This window comes from Terrabacter sp. 05T424 (assembly GCF_056396225.1).
The window spans coordinates 207,898-234,882 of sequence record NZ_JBFTLB010000002.1 but is presented as its reverse complement, the minus strand read 5'-3'; the positions used below and the strand labels follow the sequence as shown (position 1 = coordinate 234,882).

Genomic DNA, 26,985 nt, shown 5'->3' with positions numbered 1-26,985 from the left:
ACCTGCTCGCAGGAGAGGTTGCTACGTTGCCCACCATGACCGAGGCGCCCGGAACCGAGACAGGCACCGACGCCGGCACCGACGTCGCGACCTCGGCCCGCGGTCGCTGGTCGGCGTGGCGGGTCGTGTGGTGGTTCGGCTTCGTCAGCCTGGCCGCCGACATGGTCTACGAGGGCGCACGGTCGGTCTACGGACCCCTGCTCGCCTCGCTCGGCGCGAGCGCCGTCGTGGTCGGCCTCGTCACCGGTGCCGGCGAGGCGATGGCTCTCGTGCTCCGCCTCGTCTTCGGACCGCTCGCCGACCGCACGGGTCGCTACTGGGGCCTGACGATCCTCGGCTACGGACTCACCGCCGTCTGCGTGCCGCTGCTCGCGGTGACGCCCTTCGTCGGCGGCGCAGGGCTCGTGCTCGCCGCCGTCCTCATCCTCCTCGAGCGCTCCGGCAAGGCCGTGCGCAGCCCCTCGAAGTCGGCCCTGCTCGCGCACGTCGCGTCGGCCGTGGGTCGGGGGCGCGGCTTCGGCGTGCACAAGGCCCTCGACCAGGTGGGCGCCTTCGCCGGTCCGCTGCTCGTCGCTGCCGTCATCGGCGCCTCTGGGGTGATCTGGCCGAGCATGGCGGTGCTCGCCGTGCCGGGCGTCGCGGCGATGCTGCTGCTCGTCGTGATCCGCTCGCGCGTGCCCGACCCGGCCGTCTACGACGAGGACCACGTTCCAGCTGCGTCGGAGACCGCCACGAGCGAACCCCATGCGACGGAGGTGACTGCGGCGGAAGCCACCGCGGTGCAGACGAGCTCGGCCGGTGGGGGCCTGCGCGGCTGGTTCGCCGACGCGGTCGGTGCTGGGCTGCCGCGCGAGTTCTTCGGCTACGCGCTCGCCGCCGGCCTCACCACCGGTGGGCTCGTCACGTTTGGGATCATCGGCTACCACCTCAGCATCACGGGCCTGGTCGCCGTCGCCGCGGTTCCCCTGGTGTATGCCGGAGCCATGGCCGTCGAGGCGCTCGCGGCCCTCGGCGTGGGCCTGGTCTACGACCGCCGTGGCGGAGCCGTGCTCTACCTCGTGCCGGTGCTCGTCGCGCTCGTGCCGCCGCTCGCCCTCACCGGGCGGCTCTGGGTCGCGCTCGTCGGGGTCGCGGTCTGGGCGCTCGCCACCGGTGTGCAGGACTCGACCGTGAAGGCGCTCGTCGCAGAGGTCGTGGCGGCACCGAGGAGGGCGACGGCATACGGCGTCTTCGCGGGGGTGCAGGGTGCCTTCGCGATCGTCGGCGGACTCGTGGCCGGCTGGCTCTACGACCGGTCGCTCCCGGCCCTCGTCGTCGTGGTGGCGGTCAGCCAGCTCGTCGCCATGGTGCTCCTCGTCCGCACCGTCCGCTCCCTCCGCCCCCGCCCAACGGCCCGCACCACCCCGGCCTGACACGCCCGAACGCGGCGTTCGGTCTTGAAAACCGTGTTGTAACACTGAGTTCGAGACCGAACACCGCGTTCGGCGTGTGATGTGGGTAGACCGGGTGGTGCTGCGGGCGTCAGCTCACGGCGTCGAGGGCGTCGACGATGCCCTCACCGAAGTAGCTGTTGTCGTCGGCCGGGCCGACGCAGACCGGGCCACCGGTCGCGGGGTTGCAGGCCTTGTCGTCGGCCTGGGACCGAAGCTTCTCGATCATCTGCGCCGGCGTCCACGTCGGGTGCACCGACTTCATCAGGGCGAGCACGCCGGCGACGTGCGGCGACGCCATCGAGGTGCCGCTCTTCGTGCCGTAGCCGTTGTTGTTGACGATGGTCGACAGGATCGTCGAGCCGGGCGCGGCGACGTCGATCTTGCCGAGGCCGCGGTTGCTGAAGCTCGACAGGCGGCTGGTCTGCGAGCCGAGCGGGTTGCTCTGCAGCGAGCTGACCGTGACGACGCCGTCGAGCTCGGTCGGGATGTCCTCGCAGCCGCTGTTGAGCGTGCGGGTCACGAAGCCCGAGGCGGGCTGGTCGTCGGGGCTCGTCGTGTCCTTGAACGACGACTTGTCGGCGAGGTCGCGGGCCGAGTTGCCAGCGGCCGCAGCGTGGACGACGCCCTGCTTCGTCGACCACGTGACGGCGCGGCGCACGGCCTCCTTGGCGGCGTACTGGTCGGGCTGGTCCTCGCAGTAGAACTCGAACGGGTCGACGTAGTAGCTGTTGTTCGTCACGTCCATGTGCTTGAGGCCGGCCTCGACGAACCCGCAGACGGCGTACTCCGGGTAGATGAAGCCGGCGTCGTTGACGACCTTGACGGAGGCCAGGCGCACGTTCGGGGCGACGCCGACGATGCCGACGCCGTTGCGGGCCGCGGCGATCGTGCCGGCCACGTGGGTGCCGTGGTCGCTCGTGGTCGGCTCCCAGCCGGTGGTCGACGGGCGGCCGGCGCCGGTGCAGTTGACCGAGTTGGCGACGTCGAGGTTCTTCACCAGGTCGGGGTGGTCGGCGTCGATGCCGCTGTCGAGCACGCCGACGAGGACGTTGCGTGAGCCGTCGGTGATCGCGTGGGCCTGGTCGGCCTTGATCATCGTGAGGTCCCACTGCTCGCCCTCGCGCGGGTCGGTCGGGCCGGCCGGCGTGATCTCGGCCTCGATGTCGCCGTTCGCCGCCTTCTTCGCGCCCTTCTTGTAGTCGGAGGCGCCGTTCCAGTTCCTGCCGAGATTGTCAGGCGTGCCCTCGGTCACCGCCACCGTGCGGGTCGCGCCGACGGACTCGACGAACTTCCCGCCGGCCTTGGCGACGTCCTGACGGAACGAGCCGTTGGTCGAGTGCGCGACGACGACGCCGATCTGGGGCCAGGACTGCACGACGACGCCGCCGGCACGACGGACGGCGTTCTCGACGACGACGGTGTGGCCGGGGTTCGCCACGTCGACGTTGACGACATAGCTCATGAGCTGTCCGTCAGGGGTGTTGATGGTGACCGGGGTCGAGACGGGCTCGGCCTGGGTCGAGGCCGAGGCCATGCTGCCGAAGGCGGCCGTCGACGCGAGGGCGAGGGACGCGACGGCGACCGCGCCTCGTCTGGTCAAGGTGGGGTGTCGCATGTGATGTGCTCCCATGGGGTGAGGGAATGGGCAATGCGTCCATTTCGGACACATGGCACCCATCCTGCGACCGAACGGGTGACTCCGCCCGTCGAGAATCCGCGGGCCCGTCAGGCCGCCGCAGCCGAGGCCTCGGCCGGACGGGTCAGCGGTGCCATCGCGATGAGCAGCACCAGCGCGCCAAGCGGCTCGAGACCCCACGGGAGCGCCAGCAGCGTTGCAGCGACACCGGCGAGCGCGAGCGAACTGGCCGGCATACGCCCCTCGAGCCACGTCGTGGCGAGAACGAGCGCCAGGGCGAGCGCCGTGAGCAGCTGCCCGCCGACGGCGAGCGCGGCCGGCACCACTGCCGGCAGGAAACCGCTGAGCCCGCCGACCCAGACCGCGCCGGTTGCGCCGGCGCCGAACGCGGCGAGCAGCGCCGTCGGTGCGGCAACGGGCAGGTGCTCGGCGCGCGCACCAAGGCTCGTCGTGAGCCAGGCGAACGCCGCCGTGGCCAGGACGAGCAGGGCACCGGCGGCGACAGCGAGGGGGCTGTGCCCGGCGGCGGCGCTCGCGTCGGCGGCGATCCCGTCGAGTCCCTTGGGGCCGCCCAGGCCGTCGACCCAGGTGACGATCCCGTGGGCGAAGAGGAGCAGCGGTGCGATGAGCGCCAGGACGGCAACGCGGTCGACGGCCCGGGTGGCGGTGCGCGTCGTGACGGGCCCGACCGGTCGGGCCGCGGTCACCGTTCTCGAGAGGGTGCTCGTCGTCATGCTTCCAGCGTGGCCGAGGCGGGCGGTCGCGCCCATCGGGGTCGACCCGGAGCGACCCCCGAGCCGTCCCTGAGTGCGCAGTGGTGCGAAGGAGTGCCGCGGGAGGGTATGGACGATCGGCGCGGGGTGGCGTTTTTGTCCATTTCAATGACTTTGCCCGGCTACAGGTCGTACCGTGCCAAATGTGGGGGTCGAGGTCTGTCGACCCGTCAGCGCCCGAGAGGGTTGTTGTTCAAAGGGGGAAGACATGGCAGTTCGCTTCAACGCTCCTCCGGGATGGCCTGCTCCGTCGGCGTCGTGGGCGCCGACCGACGACTGGATGCCGGACCCGAGCTGGCCCGCCCCACCGGCGGACTGGGAGTTCTGGACCGTCGACGACCATCGCGCCGCGGCTCGCGCCAACCGCGCCCTGCGGGACGCCGCCGGTTCGCCGGCCGCTGACGCTTCCCTGGCCGCCGGGCCACCCCGATTCGGTATGCCGCCGCGCACCACCGCTGCGACGTACGGCACCGACCGCGGCAGCTGGCTCTCCGGCCTGCGCGCGCGCGCCGTCGCCGAGACGCCTTCTGTGTCAACCGAGCCCGCCCCCACGTCGAGCCCGCGCACGAGTGCGAGCGCGAAGCCGGTCGTCGACACCTCCTTGGAGATCGACGGCCTGCTGACCTCTGCGGGCAGGTAGGACGCCGAAGTGGACCTGTTGCTCAGGGTCGCGCCCGAGGTGCGACTCAGTTCCTCCGCGTCGGGCCTGCGAGCGTCGCTCGACGGCGTCCCGGCCGCCTTCGTGCCCATGCCTGCCGGGGTGCCCGCAGACGTGGCGTCGGCCGGCGAGCACCTGTCGCTGGCACAGCTCGAGCAGCGCCTACACGACGCCCACGCAGCCGAGGACGTCGTCGCCCTGGGCGCCGTCGAGGAGGCGTTGGCCTCGCTCCACCTCGACAACCACCCGCTGCGTCGGCGCCCCGATCCGCCGGACACGGCACCGCTCTCCAGCAAGGATCGGGCCGCCCTCCAGCGCAAGGCGTTCCGTGCTGCCATGCCGGAGGTCTCAATCTTCAAGTGGGCTGACCGCACCAAGGCCAAGGCGGCTGCCGAGACCGAGGCGCAAGGCTTCGGCCAGGCTCTCGACGTCGCCCACACCGTCGTGACGCAGCATCGGGTGGTCGCCGTCGAGGACCAGTGGCAGGAGCTGTCGGAGCACGACCCCGCCACCGTCATCGCCGAGCTCGACGCGCACTTCGCCGCCGCCGAGTGCGGCTGCACATGCGTCGACGCCGGCTGGGACGGCGAGACCTCCCGCGCCTACGTCACCGTCGTGGGGCGCTACCCCGGCCTCGACATCGTCGGCGAGCGCGGCCCCGGCGTCTCCTCCAGCGGTCGGCGGATGATGCGGCGCCGTACCCGTGCCGAGCGCAACGCCCTCTACCTCAGCGGGCTCGCCTCCTTCGCGCTCGCGACCGTGCGTCGCGCGATCAGCGTCGCGGTGGCCGCCGACGACGTGCACGTCATCGTCGTGCGCCCGACCGACGACGGGCTCGAGCCGATCTACGTCGGCAGCCTCAGCCGCGAGGCGGTGACTCTCCGGCCGTCGCTCGCCGACCCCGTGCCGCTGCTCCTTGGCTCTGCGGCCTGCCAGATGCAGTTCGAGGGTTCGGCACACGACCTCGTGGCGCTCGAGCCCGACCCGCACGTGGCCGAGATCGTCCGGGCGTGCGCCGAGGCCATGGCCGACGAGCAGCTCGACACCCTCCTGCGCGACCCCGCCGAGTAGCGCGACCCCGGGGCGCGTCGACAACTGCGCACTCGACTGAACCCCCCCGTCGAGTGCTCACTTCCCGACGGGGCAGCCCCCGTCGAGTGCTCATTTCCCGACGCCAGTGTGCGTCGGGAACTGAGCACTCGACTGACACTCCCAGTCGAGTGCTCAGTTTCTTACGCCTTGACCAGGCTGCGGAGGGCCAGCGCGGCGACGGGACGGTAGGCGAGGACGGCATACGCGGGGGCGTCGATGACCAGCTCGCTCGTGCAGCCACCGTCGGGCGCCGGTCTGACGGCGTGGTCGAGCGTCGCGTGCACCAGGCCGAAACGCACGTGCCAGCTCCACTCCATCGCCTCGGCATCGACGGAGAGCACCTCGAACGGCAGGCGCACTCCGAGCGGCCCGACCACGAGGCCGGTGAGTCCGGGCGCGAGGCGACGCGTCGCCGCGATGACCTCCTGCACCTGCGGTGACCACGTGGCCCACAGGTCGAGGTTGTCGTAGCGACTCCACGCGACGGCCGGGGTCGCGGTGCCGGTCTCGGTGACGGTGGCGCGCACGGCGGGCCCGTCTCCCTCAGGCTCCGCCGCCGGCAGCAGGCCCGTCGACGTTCACGGTCGGCGTGCCAGATCCGCAGCGCACGATCACGGCCCGCGAGGTCGCCTCGCCCGGGTTGCTCTCGCGGTGCACTGCGCCGGCCGGCACGCGCAGGAAGTCGCCGGGGCCGGCCTCCACGACGTGCTCGCCGTTCGGGCCGGACTCGAGCCGCATCGTGCCCGAGACGACGTAGAGCGTCGTGTCGTGGTCGCCGTGGTGGTGCCAGCCCGACACCGCGCCGGCCTCGGTGTCGACCGTGCCCGACCACATCGTCTCGGTGTTCAGTGCGACCTGTCGGGTCATGCCCGGCGTCGGGTCGGCGGGTGAGAGTGCGTCGCCTCCGACGCGGCTGCACGGCTGGGCGGGGTCGTGGTTGTCGCTCATGCGTCCCATCAAACTCCGAGTCGAGCGCCGGTGGCGATGTCTGGGGGTGGCTAGCCTTGGAGGGTGGCCGGTCCGGCTCGAAGGGGAGCCCGTCAACATCAGCGTCAGGGGCAGGTGGTCGTCGTCGGGGCGAGCATCGCGGGCCTGCTGGCTGCGCGGGCGCTCTCCGACCACGCCGAGTCGGTGGTCGTGCTGGAGCGCGAACGCCTTCCCGAGGCGGTCGGCCCGCGCGGGCGCGTGCCGCAGGGGCGACACCTCCATGTGCTCCTGTCGGCCGGGCTCGACCGGCTCCGTGACTGGTTCCCCGGCATCGAGGAGGAGCTCGAGGCGCAGGGTGCCGTGCCCGTCGACGGCCACAGCGCGTGGGTCCACCAGGGCGGCGCCTATCGGGCGCGGGGCTACTGGGGCCGCCCCGGCATCGGCATGACGCGGCCCCTCCTCGAGCACGTCGTGCGAGGCAGGGTGCTCGCGCTGCCGAACGTCACGCTCGAGGACGGCGTCACCGTCGAGGCCGTACGCGTCGAGGCCGGTCGCGTGACCGGGGTCGAGGACGGCGGCGTCTCCCGCGCCGCTGACCTGGTCGTCGACTGCTCCGGGCGCAGCTCCCGGCTGGTCCACGACCTCGCGGCGACGGGCCTCCTCGACCCGCCCGTCACCCGAGTGGGCATCGACATCGGCTACACCTCCTTCTTCCTGCGGCGCACGCCGGACGACTTCGAGGGTGGCTTCCTCGTGAGCATCGAGAACCCGGGCTCCTTCCGAGGGGGCGCCGTCGTCCCGGTCGAGGACGACCGGTGGCAGGTGACCCTGTCGGGGGTGCACGGAGACGTTCCCCCGGCCACCGATGACGAGATCGCCGCCTTCGCCGCGACCCTGTCGACACCTGCGGTGGCCCAGCTCATCGAGCACTGCGAGCGCGTGTCGGAGATCGAGACCTACCGCTTCCCGTCGAGCCAGCGCCGGCACTTCGAGAAGGTCGCCGCCCTGCCCGGTCTCGTGGTGCTCGGTGACGCCGTGAGCAGCTTCGACCCGATCTACGGGCAGGGCATGAGCTCGGCGGCACTCCAGGCCGACGCGCTCGGGCGGATCGCGGCCCGCACCGGCATCGCATCGGATGAACTCCCGAAACGCTTTCACCGCAGAGCCGCTCGCGTCGTCAATGCCCCGTGGCGCATCGCGGTCGGCGGGGACTTCGGCCATCCGCAGACGGTCGGCGCCCGGCCGTTCGGCACGGCCGGCCTCAACCGCTACACGGTCCGCGTCATCCACGCCGCCCACGCCTCGCTCCCGGTCGCTCGCACCTTCAACCGCGTGCTCCAGCTCGCCGACCCGCCCCCGACCCTCGTGCGCCCCGACGTCCTGGCTCGCGTCCTACTCGCCTCACGCCGGTCCCCCGTCGTGACGGGCGCCCCGGTGCGCCACCCGCGCGTCGGCCCGCCATCCGCAGGCTGAGCCAGGTTCGAGACTCGGCACAGTGCCCGCTCGACTGGGACGGGACTCGTAGGGGAGGCGTGTCTTTGGTTGGGTGGATGCATGAGGACCGACCACTTCATCCGATTCGAGCGTGTCGACTCCGTCGAGGAGGCCGAGCGGGGGCTGCTGGCGCGGCTGCACGGGGAGCTGCTGCGCATCGACGCGGTGCGTCCCGACGTCGTGCGCCTCCAGCTGAGCCGCGGCGGGTCGTTCGACCCGAAGCCGACGTATGCCGTGTGCGTCGACCCGCTGTCTCCGGACCTCGACGGGCCGGTGACGTGGCGGGCCGAGCAGGCCGAGGGTGCGTGGAGGCTCGTGACGGACGAGCTCGTGGTGACGCTGTGGCTCGACCCGTTCCGCGTCGACGTGCACCGCACCGACGGGTCGGTCGTGCTCGAGTCGGCGCCGGACGACGAGGGGCGCTACTGGACCTACGCGACGCTCAACGACGCGTGGACGACGCGACGCCGGATCGGTCGCGACGACGCGATCTACGGCCTCGGCGAGAAGGGCGGCCGGCACAACCGCCGCGGCCGCGACTTCACGATGTGGAACACCGACGTCCTCAACGAGCACGCGACGGCCGAGTTTCGGGCCGGGCTCGACGCGGATGACCCGCGCGCCGACATGACCAGTGCGGAGTTCGACCCGTACTACGTGACCGTCCCGTTCTTCCACCAGCGCTCGGCCGACACGGGCGCGGCGAGCGGCTCTTTCGTCGACAACGCCTACCGCGGCGAGTACGAGTTCAGCCGCGACGACGAGTACCGCGTCACGTTCCACGGCGGCCAGTGGGCCGAGTACGTCTTCGCGGGCCCGTCGATGTCCTCGATCATTGAGCGCTACACCTGGCTGACCGGGCGTGCGTCGCTGCCACCGATCTGGGCCCTCGGCTACCACCACTGCCGCTGGCACGCCTACAAGCAGCAGGACATCGAGGTCATCGCGAGGCGCTACCGCGACGACGAGTTCCCTTGTGACGCAATCTGGCTCGACATCGACTACATGGACGGCTACCGCGTCTTCACCTGGGACTCCGAGCGCTTCCCCGACCCTGCTGGGATGCTCAAGGGGCTGGCCAACCAGGGCTACCGGGCCATCACGATCGTCGACCCAGGCGTCAAGCACGACCCCGGCTACGAGGTCTACGACGACGGACTCGAGAAGGACGTCTTCTGCCGCACCGAGGGCGGCGACACGTACGTCGGGCAGGTCTGGCCGGGCAACACCGTCTTCCCCGACTTCGCGACGCCCGAGGCGCGCTCGTGGTGGGGGGACCTCAACGCGAGGCACGTCGAGTCGGGCCTCGGCGGCATCTGGAACGACATGAACGAGCCGGCGACCGGTGAGATCCCTGCTGGCGCAATGCTGTTCGACAGGGGCCAGGCCAAGCACGAGCGCTACCACAACCAGTACGCGCTGCTCATGGCGATGGGAACCATCGAGGGGCTGCGCGCCGCACAGCCGGATGCCCGGACCTTCATCCTGTCGCGAGCCGGCTTCGCGGGGATTCAGCGGTATGCAGCCAACTGGATGGGCGACAACCAGGCCCGCTGGGACCACCTGTGGGTCAGCATGCCGATGGCGTGCGGCTTCGGCCTGTCGGGCCAGCCCTTCGTCGGAGCCGACATCGGTGGCTTCCAGGGCGACACCAACCCCGAGCTCTTCCTGCGCTGGATGCAGATGGGTGCCCTGACTCCCTTCTGCCGCAACCACTCCGAGACCAACAACGTCGACCAGTACCCGTGGTCGTTCGGTGAGGAGATCCACGGGCTCGTCCGCGAGGCGGTGCGCCTGCGCTACCGCCTGATGCCCTACATCTACTCGGCGTTCGTGCGCGCCACCGAGACGGGCGAGCCGGTGCAGCGCCCCCTCGTGCTCGACTTCCAGGACGACCCCGAGGTCGTCGACATCGACGACCAGTACCTCTTCGGCCGGGACCTGCTGGTCGCCCCCGTCACCGAGGCGGGCATGTCGTCACGCGAGGTCTACCTGCCTGCCGGCGGCTGGTACGACTGGCACACCGGCGCGCTGCACGAGGGCGGGCGGCGGATCACCGTCGACACCCCGCGCGAGCGCATCCCGCTCTTCGCACGGGCGGGCGCCGCGATCCCGATGTGGGCCGAGGCCCCCGCGTCGACCGACGGTCACCACCCCGAGGCGGTCGAGCTGCACGTCTTCGAACCCGCCACCGAGGGCCGCTGGGAGTCGGTGCTCGTGGAGGACGACGGCCTCACCGTCGCCGAGGAGGCACCCGAGCGCCTCACGACGACGGTCGTCGTCAGCCGCTCGGGCGATGACGTGCGGGTCGAGCACACCACCGACGGCCCCGGGTATGCCGCCCACGCGCGCACCCGCTTCGACGTCGTGCGCCACTCCGCCTGACGGCATACACCCTCGGGGCCGAGCGGCCGTCGGGAAGTGGGCACTCGACCGGAAGGTCGCGACGGGGTACGCCCTTGGGATCGGTGACGCCCGGCTCAGCTCGAGCGGGAGACCGTGGTGCCGCCGGCGACGAAGCAGGTGGCCATGGTCGGGCACTCGGGCGCGTAGGGGATCTCGTCGGGCGCGTACGTACCGTCCATCAACCAGCGCGTGGAACTTCTGCGTCGTCAGGAACCCGTGCCCACGTGGCGACGGTAGGCGCCTTGCGCGGAGGCCGGCACACACGTGTTCCCGGGCGCCCTGTCGTATGGGGGCCGGCGCCGTGCTGGGCGCGGCGATGGTCGCGCTCCCCCCACCACCCCCGGGGGTATATGACGTGGGCGCTCTCTTGCGGGCGACGGTCGGTGGGAGAAGGGTGACACTCGTGGCAGACGACAGGGCGGGCGTGGAATCAGCGGAGGCAGCCGAAGCGGACGAGACGGGCGGCGGTGGCGGTGAGAGCCTGACGACCGTCATCATCGCGCTCGTCGCGAACGCGCTCATCGCCGTGGCGAAGTCGATCGTCGCCGTGATCACGGGATCCGCGTCGATGGTCGCTGAGGCGGCGCACTCGTGGGCCGACGCCGGCAACGAGGTCTTCCTCATCCTCGCCGAGCGCAAGGCCGCCCAGCCCCGCGACGCGAGGCACCCGTTCGGCTACGGGCGGGAGGCGTACGTCTGGTCGATGTTCGCGGCGTTCGGCCTCTTCGGCGCGGGCTCCGTCGTGTCGGTGTGGCACGGCATCTCCGTGCTCGGTCACGAGGAGCCGGAGACGTCGTACACCTGGGCGTATGCCGTGCTCGCCATCGCCTTCGTGCTCGAGAGCGTGTCGTTCATCCAGGCGACGCGGCAGACGCGGGCCGAGGCGAAGCAGCGTGGTCTTCGGCCGCTGAAGTTCATTGCGAACACGTCCAACCCGACACTGCGGGCGGTCTTCGCCGAGGACGCCGCGGCGCTGGTCGGCCTGCTCATCGCGGGGCTCGGCATCTTCCTGCACCAGGTGACGGGCCAGGCGGTGTGGGACGCCGTCGGGTCGATCCTCGTCGGGCTGCTGCTCGGGGTCGTCGCGATCTTCCTCATCCGCCGCAACCGCGACTTCCTCGTCGGCGAGTCGGTGAGCGCCGAAGTGTGGCGGCGGGCGCTGGACGAGCTGAACGACAGCCCCGAGGTCGAGCGTGTGACGTTCCTGCACCTCGAGTTCGTCGGTCCGGGCAAGGTCTTCCTCGTGGCCGCGGTCGACCTCGTCGGTGACGAGACGGAGGCGAAGGTCGCCGACCGGCTGACCGCGCTGGGCCATCGCGTCGAGGAGCACCAGGTCGTCGAGCGCGCCGTGATCACGCTGTCGAGCCCGGACGCGGAGACCATCGACCCGGGCTCGCTGGGCGTGAGCAGCGGCGTCGGCACGGCCGGGGCGATGAGCAGGGGAGACCGCACCTCCTGACGCGCGGCCGGTCCTGCGGTGGGGCCGGGGTGCGCGACGATCACGGTTGCGCACCCACCGATCACCAGCGCGCAATTTCGCTCATTTGTGTGCAAGAGTTCGATCGTGCGCTACGCAAGGCACCGCGCCATTGCCGACGAGGTACGAGACGGAGCCGTCTCCGTGCAAGACCTCGTCATGCGCCTCGGCGTCTCGTCGGCCACCATCCGCCGCGACCTCGCCGAGCTCGCCGACGCCGGCCTCGTGAGGCGCGTGCACGGGGGCGCTGCCCCGGCCCTGCCGGTCGAGATCGACCAGCCCTACGAGAAGGCCGCCGACGACGCGGCGGCCGAGAAGCAGCGCATCGCCCGCCGGGCCGCAGAGCTCGTGCGCGACGGCGACACGGTGCTCATCGACATCGGCACGACCACCGGCGCGCTCGCCCGCGAGCTGAGGGGCCGCAGCATCACCGTGGTCACGCCGAGCCTCGCCGTGCTCGACGAGCTGCGCCACGACCCGGTCGTCGACGTCGTCATCCTCGGCGGGGCCCTGCGTCGGGCCTACCACTCGCTCGTCGGGCCGCTCACCGAGGACGCCCTGCGCCACGTCAGCGCCTCCCTCGTCTTCCTCGGCACGAGCGGTGTCGACTCCGAGGGGTGGATCCTCGACACGACGTCGGTCGAGGTGCCGACCAAGCGCCGGCTCGTCGAGAGCGGCGGACGCGTCGTGCTCCTCGCCGACCACACGAAGTTCCCCGGCAAGGGCTCGATCCGCGTCTGCGACTTCGAGTCCGTGTCGGTGCTCATCACCACCTCGCTCGCCGACCCGCACACGCTCGGCCGCGCCCGCGAGACCGGGACGGAGGTCCTGCTCGCCCCCTGAGCCGCACGACGACCACCACGACCAAGCCCGCCGGACACCGAACCGACATCCCGTCAACCGCCACACCCCGCCAACCGCCATCACCCAGTACGCCCCCAGCTCGCCCACCGGAGAAGGAGCCACACCATGGAAGTCCGTTCCGCCACCCACGGCACGCCACGGCGCACACCCGCGCGCCCGCTCCGGCGCACCGTCATCGTCGGCCTCGCAGCGTCCGTCGCCATGGTGGGGGCCGCCTGCGACCGCAGCTCGGGCACGTCGGCCAATCCGACGCAGAACGCCGGGGCCAAGGACGTCACGCTGACCATCACGTCCAACTCGATCGCCGGCGGCAAGAACGCTGAAGAGGCCGACTGGTACGCCAAGTACGTCATCCCGACCTTCACCCAGCAGCAGAAGGCCAAGGGCGTGACGGTCAAGGTCACCTTCCAGCCGTCGGGCGTCGACGACGAGCAGTACAAAACCAAGGTCGCGCTCGACCTCAAGAGCAAGGCCGGCGCCGACGTCATGGCGCTCGACGGCATCTGGGTGGGCGAGTTCGCCCAGGCCGGCTACCTCAAGCCGCTCACCGACGTCGCCGGCCCGGGCGTGACGTCGTGGGAGGGCTGGTCGCAGATCCCCAAGGCGGTCCAGGCGAACGCGTCGTTCGAAGGCAAGGCGTACGGCATACCTGCTGGGGGCGACGGGCGCGTCCTCTACTTCAACAAGAAGCTCTTCGCGCAGGCCGGCCTGCCGGCCGACTGGCAGCCGAAGTCGTGGCAGGAGATCGTCGACGCCGGAAACAAGCTCAAGGCGATCCAGGGCATCGAGCCGGTCCAGATCAACGCCGGCACCGCGATGGGCGAGGCGACGACGATGCAGGGCGTGCTGCCGCTGCTCGTCGGCACCGGCTCCGAGATCTACGCCGACAACAAATGGCAGGGCGACACCAAGGCCGTACGCGACGTGCTGACCTTCTACAAGCAGCTCGTCGACCAGGGGCTGATGAACAAGAACTACCAGCAGGCCGCCAAGGGCCGCGACCAGTCGTTCGCGGCGTTCGCGGCCGGCAAGGTCGGCATCCTGCTCGAGGGCGACTACTTCTGGCGCTCGGTCGTCAACCCCGACCAGGGCGCCAACCCGATGGCCTCGCGCGACGCCGACGTCGGCTGGGCGTTCATCCCGGCGCGCGAGCCCGGCGCGGGCGTGGGCGGCACCGACTACGTCTCGATGTCGGGTGGCGGCGGCTACTTCCTCAACCCGAACACGAAGTACCCGCAGCAGGCGTGGGAGCTGCTCCAGTTCCTCGGGTCGGCCGACGCAATCAATGCGCTGCTCGCGGGCTCGGCGCGCATCACGGCGCGCCAGGACGTCAACGACAAGGTGCTCGCCAAGGACCCGCTGCTGACGTTCATCTCGCAGAAGGTGCTGCCGGTGACGCACTACCGGCCGGGTCTCGCGGTCTACCCGCAGGTGTCGCAGGCCCTGCAGCAGGCGACGGCCGACATCGTGTCGGGCAAGAGTGTCGACGAGGCGGCCAAGGCCTACTCGGCGGCGGTGGCCAAGGCGGTCGGGGGCGCAGACAAGGTGGCGACATCCTGATGGTCCCCGGGCACCCGCCCCTTCAGGGGGAGGCGGGTGCCCGATGACCGCGACCGTGGACCGGAAGGAACACAAGGACCGCAGGGATGGCCAGGGCCGCCGGGAAGGCAAGGCTCGCAAGGCTTCTCACGTCGACTCGGGCGACGCCGCCGGTCTCGGCCGGGCCCGCGCGGCCGGCCTCGTCGCGCCGGCGCTCGTGCTCGTGCTGGCCTTCCTCGTCGTGCCGGCGGCGTGGACGGTCTACCTCGGCGTCACCGACTACCGCCTCACCGGCATCCAGGCGGCCGACCCGCAGTTCGTCGGCCTCGACAACTTCCGGGCCGCGATCGTCGACCCCGACTTCCGCAACTCGCTGTGGCTGACGCTGCTCTTCGTGCTCGGCTCGGCGATCATCGGGCAGACCGTCGCCGGCTTCGCGCTCGCGTGGACGCTGCGCACCGTGCCGAAGCTCGTGCGGTCGGCGGTCGAGACGCTGGTGCTGCTCGCGTGGATCCTGCCGAGCTCGATCGTCGCGTTCCTCTGGGTCGCCTACCTCTCTGGCGACGGTGGCACCCTCAACGCGCTGCTCCACACGACCGGCACCGAGTGGCTGCTCGAGCACCCGATGGCCTCGATCATCGTCTTCAACACGTGGCGCGGCACGGCGTTCTCGATGCTGCTCTTCTCGGCGGCGCTCGGGGCGGTGCCGCCGTCGCAGCTCGAGTCGGCACGCCTCGCCGGGGCCGGGGCGATCGCCCAGCTGCGCGACGTCGTGCTGCCGCACATTCGCGGGCACGTGCTCACCAACACGCTGCTCATCAGTCTCTGGACGTTCAACGACTTCTCGCCCTACCTGCTCACCGCGGGCGGGCCCAACCACGCGAGCGAGACGCTGCCGGTCTTCATCTACAACAAGGCCCTCTACGGTGGCCAGCTCGGCTACGGCTCGGCCATCTCGTTCATCATGCTCGTCATCAACCTCGTCATCGCGCTCTTCTACGTGCGCCTACTTCGGGAGCGGCGGTGAGGTCCCGATGAGAGCCCGGTCGGTCGTCGGTCGCCTCGCGCTCGTCGCGTTCCTCGCGGCGGTCGTGGCGTTCTGGGCGCTGCCGATGCTGTGGCTCGTCACGGCGCCGTTCGACAAGCAGCCGGGGCTCGACGTCAGCTGGCCCGACTGGACGCTCGCGAACTTCCAGAAGCTCTCGGAGAACCCGTACGCGTTCTCCTCGCTCAAGAACTCCGTCTACCTCGCGGCGGGCACGATGCTCGGCGTGACCGTCCTGGCGGCGCTCGCGGCATACTCCCTCTCGCGGGTGCGCATCCCCGGACGCAACGGCATCCTCTACGGTTTGCTGCTGCTCAGCTCGATCGTCACGGGCACCGCGGCGATGGTGCCGATCTTCCAGCTGATGTTCCAGCTCAACCTCATCGACGACCGGTCCGGCGTGATCCTCGTGCTGACGGGCGGCCTTCTGCCGGCAGCGATCTTCATCCTCAAGGACTTCATGGATGCGACACCGAAGTCCTACGAGGAGAGCGCGCGGGTCTTCGGGGCGAGCCCGACCCAGGTGCTTCGGCACGTCGTGCTGCCGATCGTGCGACCGGGGCTGGCGACCATCGCGGTGTGGGCGCTGGTGAACGTGTGGAGCGACTTCCTCACGGCATACATCCTCTTGCGCGACCCGGCCAAGATCCCAGCCGGCGTCGTCATGTATACGTTCTACTCCGAGGGCGGGCAGGCGAATCTGCCTCTCATCTCGGCGTTCTCGCTCGTCTACGCGCTGCCGGTGGTGGCGCTCTACCTGTTCGTCAACCGACGCTACGGGTTCCGGTTCCACGGAGGCATCAAGAGCTGATGGCCAACATTCGTATCGACGGGCTCACCAAGGTCTACCCGGGTGACGTGACCGCCATCGACGGTCTCGACGTGACGGTCGAGGACGGGTCGTTCTTCGCGCTGCTCGGCCCGTCGGGCTGCGGCAAGACCACCCTGCTGCGCACCATCGCAGGGCTCGAGGAGGCATCGGGCGGGTCGATCTCGATCGGCGACCGCGACGTGACACGACTCGCGCCGGGCGAGCGCAACGTCGCGATGGTCTTCCAGGACTACGCGCTCTTCCCGCACATGACGGTGACCGACAACATCGCGTATCCGTTGCGCATCAAGAAGGTCGGGCGCAGCGAGCGTGCGGCGAAGGCGGCCGAGACGGGCGAGGGGCTCGGGCTGTCGGCGCTGATGGAGCGGCGGCCGGGTGAGCTGTCGGGGGGTCAGCAGCAGCGGGTGGCGCTCGCGCGGGCGATGGCCTGCCAGCCCTCGGTCTTCCTGCTCGACGAGCCGCTCTCGAACCTCGACGCCCGGCTGCGGCTCGAGGCGCGCACCTTCCTCAAGCGGCTGCAGCGCGACCTCGGCGTCACCACGGTGTTCGTCACGCACGACCAGAGCGAGGCGCTCGCGATGGCCGACCAGATCGCCGTCATGGAGGCCGGGCGCATCCGCCAGCTCGGCACGCCGTCGGAGATCTTCCGCCGGCCGGCCAACACGTTCGTCGCCAACTTCATCGGGTCGACGCCGATGAACATGCTGCCGGGCAAGCTCATCGGTGGCTCGCTGCAGGTCGGGTCGCTCGAGGGCGTGGACGCGGTCGCGGCCGGGTGGGCGGGTGCCGATGCAGCGGACGGTGAGGTGACCGTGGCGTTCCGGCCGGAGTACGCGCGGGTCGGCAGCGACGGGCCGCTCGTCTTCGAGGGGGCGGTCGAGACGACCGAGAGCCTCGGTGCGAGCGTGCTCGTCACGGCGCGCACCGACGACGGCCAGCGGGTGCAGGTCGTCGTGCCGGAGGGGGAGGAGCCGGGGGTCGGGGCGGTCGTGGGAGTCGCCCCGACCTCCAGCCGGGTGCTCGTCTACGACGCGGAGGGGGAGCTGCTGTCGCCATGAGCTCCCCGACGTTGCTGCGGGTCAGTCGCACGTGGCGGCCCGAGGATCGCGCGGAGTCGCAGACCCGCTCCATCGCCTTCGACGTGCCCGGGTCAGGGGCGGGCGCGATCGAGGTCGAGATGACGTATGCCGCCGAGCCGGGTGCCGTGCTCGACCTCGGTCTCGAGGGGCCTGCGGGATACGTCGGCTGGTCGGGTGGGGCACGCAGCCGTGTCGTCGTCTCCCCAAGGTGGGCGACGCCGGGCTACGTGCCCCAGCCGGTCGAGCCGGGGATGTGGTCGGTGCTGATCGGGCTGCACCGGGTTCCTGCGTCGGGTGTAGCGATGGAGCTGACGGTGCGGGCCGTGGAGCATGCTGTCGTCGAGGAGCACCGGGGGGCCTCGCCCGAGGAGCCCGCTCCCGCCAGCCCCTCGGCTCGGCCGCGTGCGGGGAGTGAGCGCGGCCTGCCGTCGGTGGACGGGATGCAGTGGCTCGCGGGCGACTTCCACTCGCACACTGTGCACTCGGACGGGTCGCTGTCGTTGGGCGGCCTTGCGGCACTGGCTGTCTCGCGCGGTCTGGACTTCCTCGCGGTCACCGACCACAACACGATCAGCCACCACGCGCACCTGCCCTCCGTCGGGCGGCAGCACGGAATCACGCTCGTGCCGGGCCAGGAGGTCACGCGGGACGTCGGGCACGCGAACGTCTTTGGCGACATCGGGCTCGTCGACTTCCGGTCACCGCCCGAGACGTGGGCGGCGCAGGCCGAGAGCCGCGGCGGGTTGATGTCGATCAACCACCCGCTCGCCGGCGACTGCGCCTGGTTGCTGCCCGTCGACCGTCCGAGGGTGGCCGAGGTATGGCACTCGTCGTGGGCGCAGGCGCCTACGTGGGGAGCGCCCCTCGCCTGGTGGCTGCAGATGCCGAGGACGATCCCGATCGGTGGCAGCGACTTCCACGTCCACGGCGCGGACGGCCTGCCCGGATCCCCGACGACGTGGGTGCTCGCGGAGGGCGACGACATCCTCGGGGCGGTGCGCGCGGGACGGACCGCGGTCAGTGCGGGCGTCGACGGACCGCTGCTCCTGAGGGACGGCGACGGTGTCGTGGCTTTAGGGGCCGAAGGCCTGATCATGACCGGCTTCGGCCAACGCCGCTGCACCCTACGCGAAGACAGAGTGCGCGTGCCCGCGTGGCAGGGACCGTGCTGGCTCGAAGACGGCACCAGAGCCATCCACGCCCTCTCCGCCTGACCGCCCGAGTGACAAGCACGAGGGGCCATTGCGGGCCCAAGAAGCAATCGAAAGAACACTTCGTCCTGACAGCGTGACCGCGCGGTCCCGCTTGAGGGCGGACGGAGTGTTCTTTCGATTGGGGAGGGCGGGGGGCTAGGGGTGGAGGGGTGCTGCGATGTCGACGCGTACGGCTGCGATCTCCCAGGGGCGCAGGGGGATCCGCACGACGCCGTGCTCGACCGCGAGTGGGTCATCCCGTCGGCCGAGGCCGTCGACCAGGCCCGCGGACCGCACCGGGACAGCGTCCGAGCCGAGGACTGCGACGGTGGACTGGTCGGAGGCGTTGACCACGCGTACCTCGACGGCCGTGTCGCCGTCGGACCGCCGTCGGAGCGACACGAGCTCCACGCCGGCACCCAGCAGACTGAGCCCCTCGACTCGCGGGAGGCGTCCGTCAACGGGCCCGGAGCCGCGCGTCACGACGACGGGATGGAGGTAGGCCTCGGTCGCCGCGGCGACCTCGGCCGCGGCCCACGATCCCTGATGCGGCATCACGGCGAGCGACATCGTGCACGGACCGAGGGCCTGTGCATCGGGTGTCGGGAGCTGAGGTCCCGCAGGCTCACTGCGGTAGGGGTGGACGTTGCGGCTGAGGTAGCCGATCGAGCGCAGCATCGTCACGGCGATCTCCGTGCCGCTGGGGGAGCCATCGGCTGTGCGGTCGGTGTCCACGACCTCGTACTCCACCGTGCGGCCGAGGAGGACCGCGACACCGCCGGCGTCGACGAAACGCTCGGCCGGGAACGTGGGCAGCGGGTGCTCGCCGACCGGTCCCGCCTCCGCCGTGCGGCCGCGCTCGACGACGGCGAGCTGGCCCTGGGCGTGCGAGACCGTGGCGATCTCGGCCGTCGGGACGTGGAGGCGCAGCCGGTGGTCGCGGGTGAGGTTCTGCCAGTCGAGTCGGAGTCGGACGAAGGGCTCGCCCGCCCGGAGCTCGACGTGCATCGCCACCGCGGTGGTCGCCGTCTCCTCGGACCGCCCACCTAGGCTGCTCGAGACGGGGAGCTCGTAGCGGCGGTCGACACGGAGGGCACCGACGACCGGGCCCTCGCTGCCGAGCCCGGTCACCGACACCTGGGTCGGTTCGTCGACGAGCACGTCGTGCGCCGGGGGTGCGTAGTTGTAGGAGTCGCCGGGGTCGCCACCGTCGACCAGTCGGGCGACCCCGCGGTGGGTGACGCCGTCGGCAGTGACGGTCAGGGTGCCGTCGTCCTCGACCTGGACCTGGACGAGCCCGTTGTCGAGCGTTCGGCCGCCTTGGCGGATGTTGTGCCCGGGTGGTGCCGCCGCGGTCAGCTCGGCGACGCGCATCGCGGCCCACCCGAGGGGAGGAGCCGGAACGGCTGCGGCGAGGCGCCGGCGCGGCTCGTCCCGGGTGATGACCTGCCACTCGGTGCCGGGTCCGGCCGAATCGGCGGCAGCGCTGAGGCGAGCCTCCGCGGCGATGGCGTCGAAGTCGGGGTCGCCGTGGTCGGCGAGGTGGAACGTGAGCACCTTTGCGGTGTGGTCGATCTCGATGTCGCGCACCTGCAGGCCGAAGAGCTCACGGTCGTGGACCCGGTGCATGAGCCGCGGGAGCTCTTCCGAACCCACGGTCTCGGTGGCGAGCACGGCGTCGGGCCGCGAGATCTCCTGCGCGGGCACCACTCGGCCGTCGGGCAGCTCGAAGCCGACAGCAGACCAAGGCTCGGGCACGGGCAGGGTGAGCTCGATGACGTCGTCACGCTCGGTCGCGAGAGGGTTGGCGACCACGACCGAACCGAGCGGGCTCATGATTTCGGCCGCGATGAGAGCCCGGTCGCGGACGGCCTGCGCGGCGTGCTCGCCCTCCTGCAGCCGGGCGAGCACCTGCACGGCGGTCTCGTCGACGCCGCAGCCGGTGACGGAGTCGTGGCACGAGGAGTCGATGACCCGACGCCAGGCCATCGACAGGTAGTGGCTGGGCAGGGTGGGCAGGTAGAGCGCTGCGAACGGCTCGGCATACCTCGTGAGCAGTCGCTCGGTGCGGGCCATCGCCTCCTTGAGGTGCCAGCGGACGGACAGGACGCCGGGGAGGATGTTGGACCGCGCGTGGCTGCGCAGCTCGCCGTCGATGGTGCGCAGCTCAGCCTCCGGCGTACGCGGCTGCGCGAGGTACTCGGTGAGGGTGGCGACTGTGATGCGCGGGCCGTCCGTGTCGGCGTCGAGGTCGGCGACCTCGGCCATGAGGGAGGGCAGGGGAGCGGCGTGGTCGGTGCCGTACATCGCGAGGAAGTCGCCGGCATACCAGTGGTTCTGGGTCTTCAGGCGGGCGGCGAGGCGCTCGCGGGCTGCTCCGCCGCCGAAGACGTCGGCGACGTTGCCGTAGCTGTTGGCGAGGAACTCGGTGCGGATGCCGGTGCCGTCGGGGGAGCGCCACCAGAACTCGTGGCGGTCGACCTCGGCCGGGACGCCGCGGTAGACGACGGCCTGCTCGATGCCGACGTGGCGCAGGATCTGGGGCATCTGGGCGCAGTGGCCGAACATGTCGGGGAGGTAGCCGATGGGCATGACCTGGCCGAGCCGGGTGGCGTCGGCCCAGCCCATCTCGAGGTTGCGGATCATCGTCTCGCCGGAGCAGAGGAACTCGTCCATGAGGACGCGCCACGGGCCGATCGCGAGCTGGCCGTTGGCGACGAGCTTGCGCACGGCGTCGGTCTGCTCGGGCCGGACCTCGAGGTAGTCGTCGATGGCGGCCATCTGGCCGTCCATGGTGAACCGGAAGTCAGGCTCGCGGGCGGCGCGTTCGACGACGTCGTCCATGAGGTCGACGAGGCGCAGGCGGAAGCGCTGGAAGGGTTCGTACCACTCGCGGTCCCAGTGCGTGTGCGGGACGAGCCACACCGTCGAGGTCATGGCTCACGATCATGTCAGCGAGGACTCGCGTCAGCCCAGGGAACGGATCGAGCCGCGCACCTGCAGCGGCATCTCGACGAGATGCTCGCCCGGGGTGGGCGAAGGTTCGAGCAACAGCTCCAGCGCCCGCCGACCCATCTCGAGGTAGGGCAGCCGGGCCGTCGTGAGGCCGGGCCTCAGATAGGCGGCGATCTGGTCGTCGTCGAAGGAGGCGACCGACAGGTCGTCGGGGATGCGAAGTCCCTTCTCGTGCATGGCCTGCTGGGCGCCGAACGCGACGCGGTCGTTGAGGCAGAGCAGCGCGGTCACCGGGGCGCCGGACGCGAGCACGCCCTTGGCCGCGTCGTAGCCGTTCCACGGCTCCCACTTCTCGATGTCCGCAACCGCCACCGGCGCCACGCCGGCTTCGGCAAGTGCCCGGTGGATCCCGTCGAAGCGGCGGCCGATCGTCACGGAGACCCGCGGGTCGGTGCGCGCGATCGGGGCGTTGCCGATGATGGCGATCCCGTCGCGGTGGCCGGCGTCGAGCAGGTGGCGCGTGACGGCATACCCGGCCTGCTCCTCGTCGGGGAGGACGGCGACGGGCACGTCGGGGCTGACGCAGTTGACGGTGACGGCGCGTATGCCGTCGGGCAGGGGCGGGAGGTCGATGAGGCGTGCCGACAGCGCTCCGAAGATGAGCCCGTCGACCTGGCGGTCGGCCATCGAGTCCAGTGCCTTGCGCAGCTGCTTGGGGTGGTTGAAGGTCTCGGCGATGAGGACGCCGCGGTCGCTCTCGTCGGCGGCGTCGAGCAGGCCCCGGATCATCGCCGAGGCGAAGCGGGTGACCGTGACGTCGTCGGAGATGAAGCCGACGGTGCCGGTGGTGCCGAGCCGCAGCGACCTGGCCTGGGGGTTGGGGCGGTAGTTCAGCTCGCGCGCGGCCTCGTGGATGCGCGCGACGGCGTCGTCGGACAGCCGCGACCCGGGTCGCTTGTTGAGCACGAGGCTCACCGCGGTCTTGGACATCCCCGACCTCGCGGCGACGTCGGCGAGCGTCGGTCGCTTGTTCACTCCCACCCCTTCGCGTCGTCAGCACGGCGCGTCGTCGCGACCTTGCGTATGCCGTGTGCACCCTTCGGGGCACTCGGCGAAAGCGTACCCCACGGTAGCGGGCACCTGTCGGCATACCGGCTGGTGAAAAGCATTTAGCAACCTCTTGCGCTCCCCGTGGACCTTGCCCTACGGTCTCGTGCTGAAAGGTTTTAGCAGAGGCGCTGACCTGATCACCACGGAGGAACCGATGAAGCTCACCCCCACCAGCAAGCGCATCGCCGTCGGCCTGCTCGCCGCGGCGCTGCCCCTGTCCATGGCCGCCTGCTCCAAAGGCGCGAGCAGCTCGACCGGCGGCACCGGCGGTGAGCTGACGATGTGGACCCACAACGCCGGCAACAAGGCCGAGCTCGCGGCGATCCAGAAGATCGTCACCGACTACAACGCGAGCCAGCAGAAGTACAAGGTCAAGGTGCAGGCGTTCCCGCAGGACTCCTACAACCAGTCGGTCGTCGCGGCCGCGGCCAGCAAGAAGCTCCCGTGCATCCTCGACATCGACGGCCCGAACGTGCCGAACTGGGCCTGGGCCGGCTACCTCGCGCCGCTCGACGGCATGGAGGGGACGCTGGCGAAGTACCTCCCGACCGTCCTCGGCAAGTGGGACAACAAGACGTACTCGTTCGGCTACTACGACGTCGCGCTCGTCATGGTCACGCGCAAGACGATCCTCGACAAGTACGGCATCCGCGTCCCGACCGTCGACCAGCCGTGGACGAAGGACGAGTTCACCGCCGCGCTGAAGAAGATCAAGGCGTCAGGCGCCTTCCAGACCCCCCTCGACATCGCGACGAGCTTCACCGGCGAGTGGTGGCCCTACGCGTACTCCCCGATGCTGCAGAGCTTCGGCGGCGACCTCGTCAACCGCGAGGGCTACAAGACGGCCGAGGGCACCCTCAACGGCGCCAAGGCCGTCGAGTGGGCGACGTGGTTCCGCGGTCTCGTCACCGACGGGCTCGTTCCGCTCAAGTCCGGCGCCGACCCGGCCAAGGACTTCATCAACGGCAAGTCCGCGATCCTCTACAACGGCACGTGGACGGCGGTCGACACCCGCAAGGCCTTCGGCAAGGACACGCTCTTCCTCCCGCCGCCGGACCTCGGCAACGGCCCGAAGATCGGTGGCGGCTCGTGGCAGTGGGGCATCTCGCAGAACTGCTCCGACACCGCCGGCGCGCTCGACTACATGAAGTTCGCGGCGCAGGACAAGTACGTGGCTTCGGTCGCGCGGGACACGAACAACATCCCGGCCACCGACGCTGCGGCCGCCCAGGTGAAGGGCTACGAGAAGGGCGGGGAGAACCAGCTCTTCCTCGACTACGCGAAGAAGTTCGCGGTGCTGCGTCCGGTCACGCCCGGCTACCCGTTCATCGCAACGGAGTTCACGAAGACGGCCCAGGACATCCTCAACGGCGCCGACCCGAAGCAGGCGCTCGACCAGGCCGTCAAGGACATCGACGCCAACCAGAAGTCCAACGGCTACTTCCAGTGAGTGACTGACATGACGACCATCACTTCGGCCGAGAACGCCTCGGCGACGACGCGACGGGGGCGGGGCGCCAAGCGCGCCCCGACTCGCACCCCGGTGAAGGGCTCCCGATCGTCGACGACGACCGCGCTGCTCATGCTGCTGCCGGCCGGGATCCTGCTCATCACCTTCCTGCTGGTCCCGATCGGGCTGACCTTCGGTCTCGCGTTCACCAACGCGCGCCTCATCAGCCCGAGGCCGGCGGAGTTCATCGGCGTCGACAACTTCGTGCGCCTCTTCGAGGACGACACGTTCTGGGCGTCGCTGCGCAACACGGTCATCTTCGCGGCGATCATCGTGCCGGTGCAGTCGGCGTGCGCGCTGGGGCTGGCGCTGCTCGTGAACGTGAAGATGCGCGGGGTCAATTTCTTCCGCACGATCTACTTCCTGCCGGTCGTGACGTCGATGGTCGTCGTGTCGATGCTGTGGCTGTTCATGTACCAGAAGAACGGCCTCATCAACCAGGTGCTGTTGAAGTTCGGCATCGAGGGGCCCGACTGGCTCGGCGACCCGCACACGGCGCTGCTCGCGATCATCCTCATGTCGGCGTGGCAGGCGATGGGCTTCCACATGGTCATCTGGCTCTCCGGCCTGCAGACCATCCCCGGCGACCTCTACGAGGCTGCCGAGCTCGACGGCGCCGGCACGTGGGAGAAGTTCCGCTACGTCACGTGGCCCGGGTTGCGGGCGACACGGACCTTCATCCTCATCACCATCACGATCTCGGCGTTCGCCCTCTTCACCCAAGTCAACATCATGACCCAGGGCGGCCCGCTGGACTCGACGTCGACGGTCGTACTCATGGCGGTGCGCACCGGCTTCCAGCAGCAGCAGACCGGCTACGCCTCGGCGATCTCGCTCGTCTTCTTCGTGCTCGTGCTCGCCGTCACCCTCGTCAACCGCCACCTCACCCGAGACAAGGACGCCTGATGAGCACCGCGACCGCACCCGGCCTCGGAGCCGACCACCTCGCCCACGTCGCCGAGTCGACCACGACGGCACCGCGCCGCGGGGGAGAGGGAGGACACGGCATACGCAAGCCCCTCGCCCTGGTGGGACGGCTGGTGCTGTGCCTCGTCTTCGGGCTGCCGCTGCTCTTCATGTTCGTCAGCAGCTTCAAGCCGGACCTGCAGATCTTCGGCGACCTCGGCAGCTGGAAGGCGTTCCTGCCCGTCGGTGACATCTCGACGGACAACTACACGGGCGTCTTCGGGCGAGTTCCCTTCGCGCAGTTCATGACCAACTCGGTCGTCATCACGGTCGTCACCGTGGTGTTGGGGGTCGTCGTGAACTCGATGGCGGCTTTTGCCCTGGCGCGCATCAAGTTCAAGGGGAGCGGGATCGTGCTCGGGCTCATCCTCGCGACGCTCATCGTGCCGTTCGAGACGCTCGCGCTGCCGCTGCTGTGGTGGGTCAACAAGCTGCCGTTCCTCGGGCCGGACGGGTTCACCGAGGGGTGGCTCGACACCTACCAGGTGCAGATCGTCCCGTTCATCGCGAACGCGTTCTCAATCTTCCTCTTCTACCAGTACTTCGACTCGATCCCGAAGGAGCTGGACGAGGCGGCGAAGGTCGACGGGGCCGGCTGGTTCCGCATCTACCGCAGCATCGTCATGCCGCTGTCGGGGCCGGCCGTCGCGACCGTCGCGATCCTCACCTTCCTGCCGACGTGGAACCAGTACCTCTGGCCGCTCATGTCGGTGCAGAGCGAGGAGCTGCGGCCGGTCATGGTCGGCATCGATTACTTCAAACAGCTCAACACCTCGTGGGGGCAGATCATGGCGTACGCGTCGATGATCACCGCGCCCGTGCTGGTCCTCTTCATCGCCTTCCAGCGATCGTTCATCAACTCCATCGCCTCCTCCGGCGTGAAAGGCTGACTCGTGTTCAAGCTCCCCGAGGCGTGGGTGTGGGACTTCTGGCTCGTCGACGACGGGACCGACTACCACCTGTTCTTCCTCTACGCGTCGCGTGCTTTGAAGGATCCGCACGCACGTCACTACCGGGCCTCGATCGGTCACGCAGTGTCTTCGGACCTGGTCCACTGGGAGCGGGTTGTTGACGCGCTCGTGCGCTCGGATGCGCCGGCCTTCGACGAGACCGCCACGTGGACCGGGTCGGTCGTGCGGCACCCGGACGGGCGGTGGTTCATGTTCTACACGGGCGCTCGGCTCAACTCGTCCGGGGCGAACGTGCAGTCCATCGGGTATGCCGTCTCGTCCGACCTCTACGCGTGGGACAAGGCGCCGGGGCCGGTGCTGTCGGCTGACGGTGAGATCTACGAGAAGTGGGCGCCGCCGCCTCACGGTAACTGGCATGACGAGGCGTTCCGTGACCCGTGGGTGTTCGCCGACCCTGAAGGTGATGGCTGGCACATGCTGATCACGGCGCGGTCTGCCGGTGGTCCTGCTGCTGACCCCTCGGACCGGGTGGACCGGGGTGTTGTGGGGCACGCGTGGTCGGCCGACCTGGAGACGTGGGAGCTGCGGCCGCCGCTGTCGGAGCCGGGGCAGGGGTTCGGGCAGCTCGAGGTGTTCCAGACACACGTCGTGGACGGGCGGCAGGTGCTGCTGTTCAACTGCCTGGCGGGGGACGCTTCGGACCGGATTAAGGCGACGGGCACCGAGGGGGGTGTGTGGATCGCGCAGGCCGAGTCACCGCTCGGGCCATACGACATCGCAGGGGCGCGCCGCATCGACGACCCGGAACTCTACGTCGGCAAGTTCATCGACGACCGTAAGACGGGCGAGACCAAGTTCATGGCCTTCCGCAACGAGACCGGCGGCCAGTTCATCGGCGAGATCACGGATCCGTATGGGGTCAGCTGGGACGGTGACAAACCTGTGTTTGCGCCCAGTCGCTCGACGGTGGACATCCCCGCCTGAGTGGCGCTCAACGCCGGCCAGTTGGCGTCGATTTCAGACGCCAACTGGCTAGGCTGCCCATGTCATTGCGGCCCGACGGGCTTCCTTCCGGACATGCCCCC

22 protein-coding genes are annotated in these 26,985 nt (G+C 70.4%); 16 read left to right on the top strand and 6 right to left on the bottom strand.

Going from position 1 to position 26,985, the window contains the following annotated elements:
- The first annotated feature begins 35 nt into the window (after positions 1 to 35).
- On the top strand, positions 36 to 1,412 hold the full coding sequence (locus tag AC1DE0_RS06140) for an MFS transporter (protein WP_478098276.1): 1,377 nt from the start codon (positions 36 to 38) through the stop codon (positions 1,410 to 1,412).
- 109 nt (positions 1,413 to 1,521) lie between these two features.
- On the opposite strand, the gene AC1DE0_RS06135 is transcribed toward AC1DE0_RS06140, so the two are convergent.
- Both AC1DE0_RS06135 and AC1DE0_RS06130 read right to left on the bottom strand, forming a co-directional pair.
- On the bottom strand, positions 1,522 to 3,048 hold the full coding sequence (locus tag AC1DE0_RS06135; protein ID WP_478098274.1) for a S8 family peptidase: 1,527 nt from the start codon (positions 3,046 to 3,048) through the stop codon (positions 1,522 to 1,524).
- Positions 3,049 to 3,158: 110 nt separating this feature from the next.
- Positions 3,159 to 3,803: a hypothetical protein gene (locus AC1DE0_RS06130; RefSeq protein WP_478098272.1), complete on the bottom strand. Its 645-nt coding sequence runs from the start codon at positions 3,801 to 3,803 to the stop codon at positions 3,159 to 3,161.
- Between the two features lie 247 nt (positions 3,804 to 4,050).
- Between AC1DE0_RS06130 and AC1DE0_RS06125 the strand changes: the two genes are divergently transcribed.
- Together AC1DE0_RS06125 and AC1DE0_RS06120 are read left to right on the top strand one after the other, a co-directional pair.
- Complete coding sequence (locus tag AC1DE0_RS06125) at positions 4,051 to 4,482, top strand: hypothetical protein (RefSeq protein WP_478098270.1); 432 nt, start codon at positions 4,051 to 4,053, stop codon at positions 4,480 to 4,482.
- A 9-nt stretch (positions 4,483 to 4,491) separates the two neighbouring features.
- Entirely contained in the window at positions 4,492 to 5,571 is a 1,080-nt protein-coding gene (locus AC1DE0_RS06120) for a hypothetical protein (protein ID WP_478098268.1), read from the top strand.
- Between the two features lie 161 nt (positions 5,572 to 5,732).
- Here AC1DE0_RS06120 and AC1DE0_RS06115 read toward each other — a convergent pair whose 3' ends face one another.
- The gene (locus AC1DE0_RS06115; protein ID WP_478098266.1) at positions 5,733 to 6,119 is read right to left on the bottom strand and encodes an SRPBCC family protein; all 387 of its coding nucleotides are present in this window, start codon (positions 6,117 to 6,119) and stop codon (positions 5,733 to 5,735) included.
- Positions 6,120 to 6,135: 16 nt separating this feature from the next.
- Positions 6,136 to 6,540, bottom strand: a complete 405-nt coding sequence (locus tag AC1DE0_RS06110) for a cupin domain-containing protein (RefSeq protein WP_478098264.1) — start codon at positions 6,538 to 6,540, stop codon at positions 6,136 to 6,138.
- Between the two features lie 63 nt (positions 6,541 to 6,603).
- Here AC1DE0_RS06110 and AC1DE0_RS06105 point away from each other — a divergent pair, with 63 nt between their 5' ends.
- The 9 genes from AC1DE0_RS06105 to AC1DE0_RS06065 all read left to right on the top strand — a co-directional run bounded on the left by AC1DE0_RS06105 (position 6,604) and on the right by AC1DE0_RS06065 (position 18,469).
- Entirely contained in the window at positions 6,604 to 7,992 is a 1,389-nt protein-coding gene (locus tag AC1DE0_RS06105) for an FAD-dependent oxidoreductase (protein WP_478098262.1), read from the top strand.
- An 81-nt stretch (positions 7,993 to 8,073) separates the two neighbouring features.
- Positions 8,074 to 10,398: a glycoside hydrolase family 31 protein gene (locus AC1DE0_RS06100; protein WP_478098259.1), complete on the top strand. Its 2,325-nt coding sequence runs from the start codon at positions 8,074 to 8,076 to the stop codon at positions 10,396 to 10,398.
- Positions 10,399 to 10,822: 424 nt separating this feature from the next.
- Positions 10,823 to 11,878, top strand: coding sequence for a cation diffusion facilitator family transporter (locus AC1DE0_RS06095; protein WP_478098257.1), 1,056 nt, complete (start codon positions 10,823 to 10,825; stop codon positions 11,876 to 11,878).
- Positions 11,879 to 11,983: 105 nt separating this feature from the next.
- The gene (locus tag AC1DE0_RS06090) at positions 11,984 to 12,739 is read left to right on the top strand and encodes a DeoR/GlpR family DNA-binding transcription regulator (protein ID WP_478098255.1); all 756 of its coding nucleotides are present in this window, start codon (positions 11,984 to 11,986) and stop codon (positions 12,737 to 12,739) included.
- Positions 12,740 to 12,865: 126 nt separating this feature from the next.
- Positions 12,866 to 14,320 (top strand): sugar ABC transporter substrate-binding protein, encoded by a 1,455-nt coding sequence (locus AC1DE0_RS06085; protein ID WP_478098253.1) that lies wholly within the window; start codon positions 12,866 to 12,868, stop codon positions 14,318 to 14,320.
- A gap of 43 nt (positions 14,321 to 14,363) precedes the next feature.
- On the top strand, positions 14,364 to 15,326 hold the full coding sequence (locus AC1DE0_RS06080) for a carbohydrate ABC transporter permease (protein ID WP_478098251.1): 963 nt from the start codon (positions 14,364 to 14,366) through the stop codon (positions 15,324 to 15,326).
- Between the two features lie 7 nt (positions 15,327 to 15,333).
- A complete protein-coding gene (locus tag AC1DE0_RS06075; RefSeq protein WP_478098249.1) occupies positions 15,334 to 16,155 on the top strand; it encodes an ABC transporter permease subunit in 822 nt (273 codons plus the stop codon).
- On the top strand, positions 16,155 to 17,234 hold the full coding sequence (locus tag AC1DE0_RS06070) for an ABC transporter ATP-binding protein (RefSeq protein WP_478098247.1): 1,080 nt from the start codon (positions 16,155 to 16,157) through the stop codon (positions 17,232 to 17,234). Before AC1DE0_RS06075 ends, AC1DE0_RS06070 begins: the two co-directional genes overlap by 1 nt.
- A complete protein-coding gene (locus AC1DE0_RS06065; RefSeq protein ID WP_478098244.1) occupies positions 17,231 to 18,469 on the top strand; it encodes a CehA/McbA family metallohydrolase in 1,239 nt (412 codons plus the stop codon). The genes AC1DE0_RS06070 and AC1DE0_RS06065 overlap by 4 nt, the downstream gene beginning before the upstream one ends.
- Positions 18,470 to 18,604: 135 nt before the next feature.
- On the opposite strand, the gene AC1DE0_RS06060 is transcribed toward AC1DE0_RS06065, so the two are convergent.
- On the bottom strand, positions 18,605 to 21,385 hold the full coding sequence (locus AC1DE0_RS06060) for a glycoside hydrolase family 38 N-terminal domain-containing protein (protein WP_478098242.1): 2,781 nt from the start codon (positions 21,383 to 21,385) through the stop codon (positions 18,605 to 18,607).
- 30 nt (positions 21,386 to 21,415) lie between these two features.
- Positions 21,416 to 22,438 carry a LacI family DNA-binding transcriptional regulator gene (locus AC1DE0_RS06055; RefSeq protein ID WP_478098240.1) on the bottom strand — a complete coding sequence of 341 codons (1,023 nt, stop codon included), beginning with the start codon at positions 22,436 to 22,438 and terminating at the stop codon, positions 21,416 to 21,418.
- 229 nt (positions 22,439 to 22,667) lie between these two features.
- Here AC1DE0_RS06055 and AC1DE0_RS06050 point away from each other — a divergent pair, with 229 nt between their 5' ends.
- The 4 genes from AC1DE0_RS06050 to AC1DE0_RS06035 are packed head-to-tail and all read left to right on the top strand — an operon-like array spanning position 22,668 to position 26,884.
- The gene (locus tag AC1DE0_RS06050) at positions 22,668 to 23,963 is read left to right on the top strand and encodes an ABC transporter substrate-binding protein (RefSeq protein WP_478098238.1); all 1,296 of its coding nucleotides are present in this window, start codon (positions 22,668 to 22,670) and stop codon (positions 23,961 to 23,963) included.
- 9 nt (positions 23,964 to 23,972) lie between these two features.
- Complete coding sequence (locus AC1DE0_RS06045; RefSeq protein WP_478098235.1) at positions 23,973 to 24,929, top strand: carbohydrate ABC transporter permease; 957 nt, start codon at positions 23,973 to 23,975, stop codon at positions 24,927 to 24,929.
- Positions 24,929 to 25,879: a carbohydrate ABC transporter permease gene (locus AC1DE0_RS06040; protein ID WP_478098233.1), complete on the top strand. Its 951-nt coding sequence runs from the start codon at positions 24,929 to 24,931 to the stop codon at positions 25,877 to 25,879. Before AC1DE0_RS06045 ends, AC1DE0_RS06040 begins: the two co-directional genes overlap by 1 nt.
- 27 nt (positions 25,880 to 25,906) lie before the next feature.
- Positions 25,907 to 26,884 (top strand): glycosyl hydrolase family 32, encoded by a 978-nt coding sequence (locus AC1DE0_RS06035; protein WP_478098230.1) that lies wholly within the window; start codon positions 25,907 to 25,909, stop codon positions 26,882 to 26,884.
- Positions 26,885 to 26,985 lie beyond the last annotated feature (101 nt).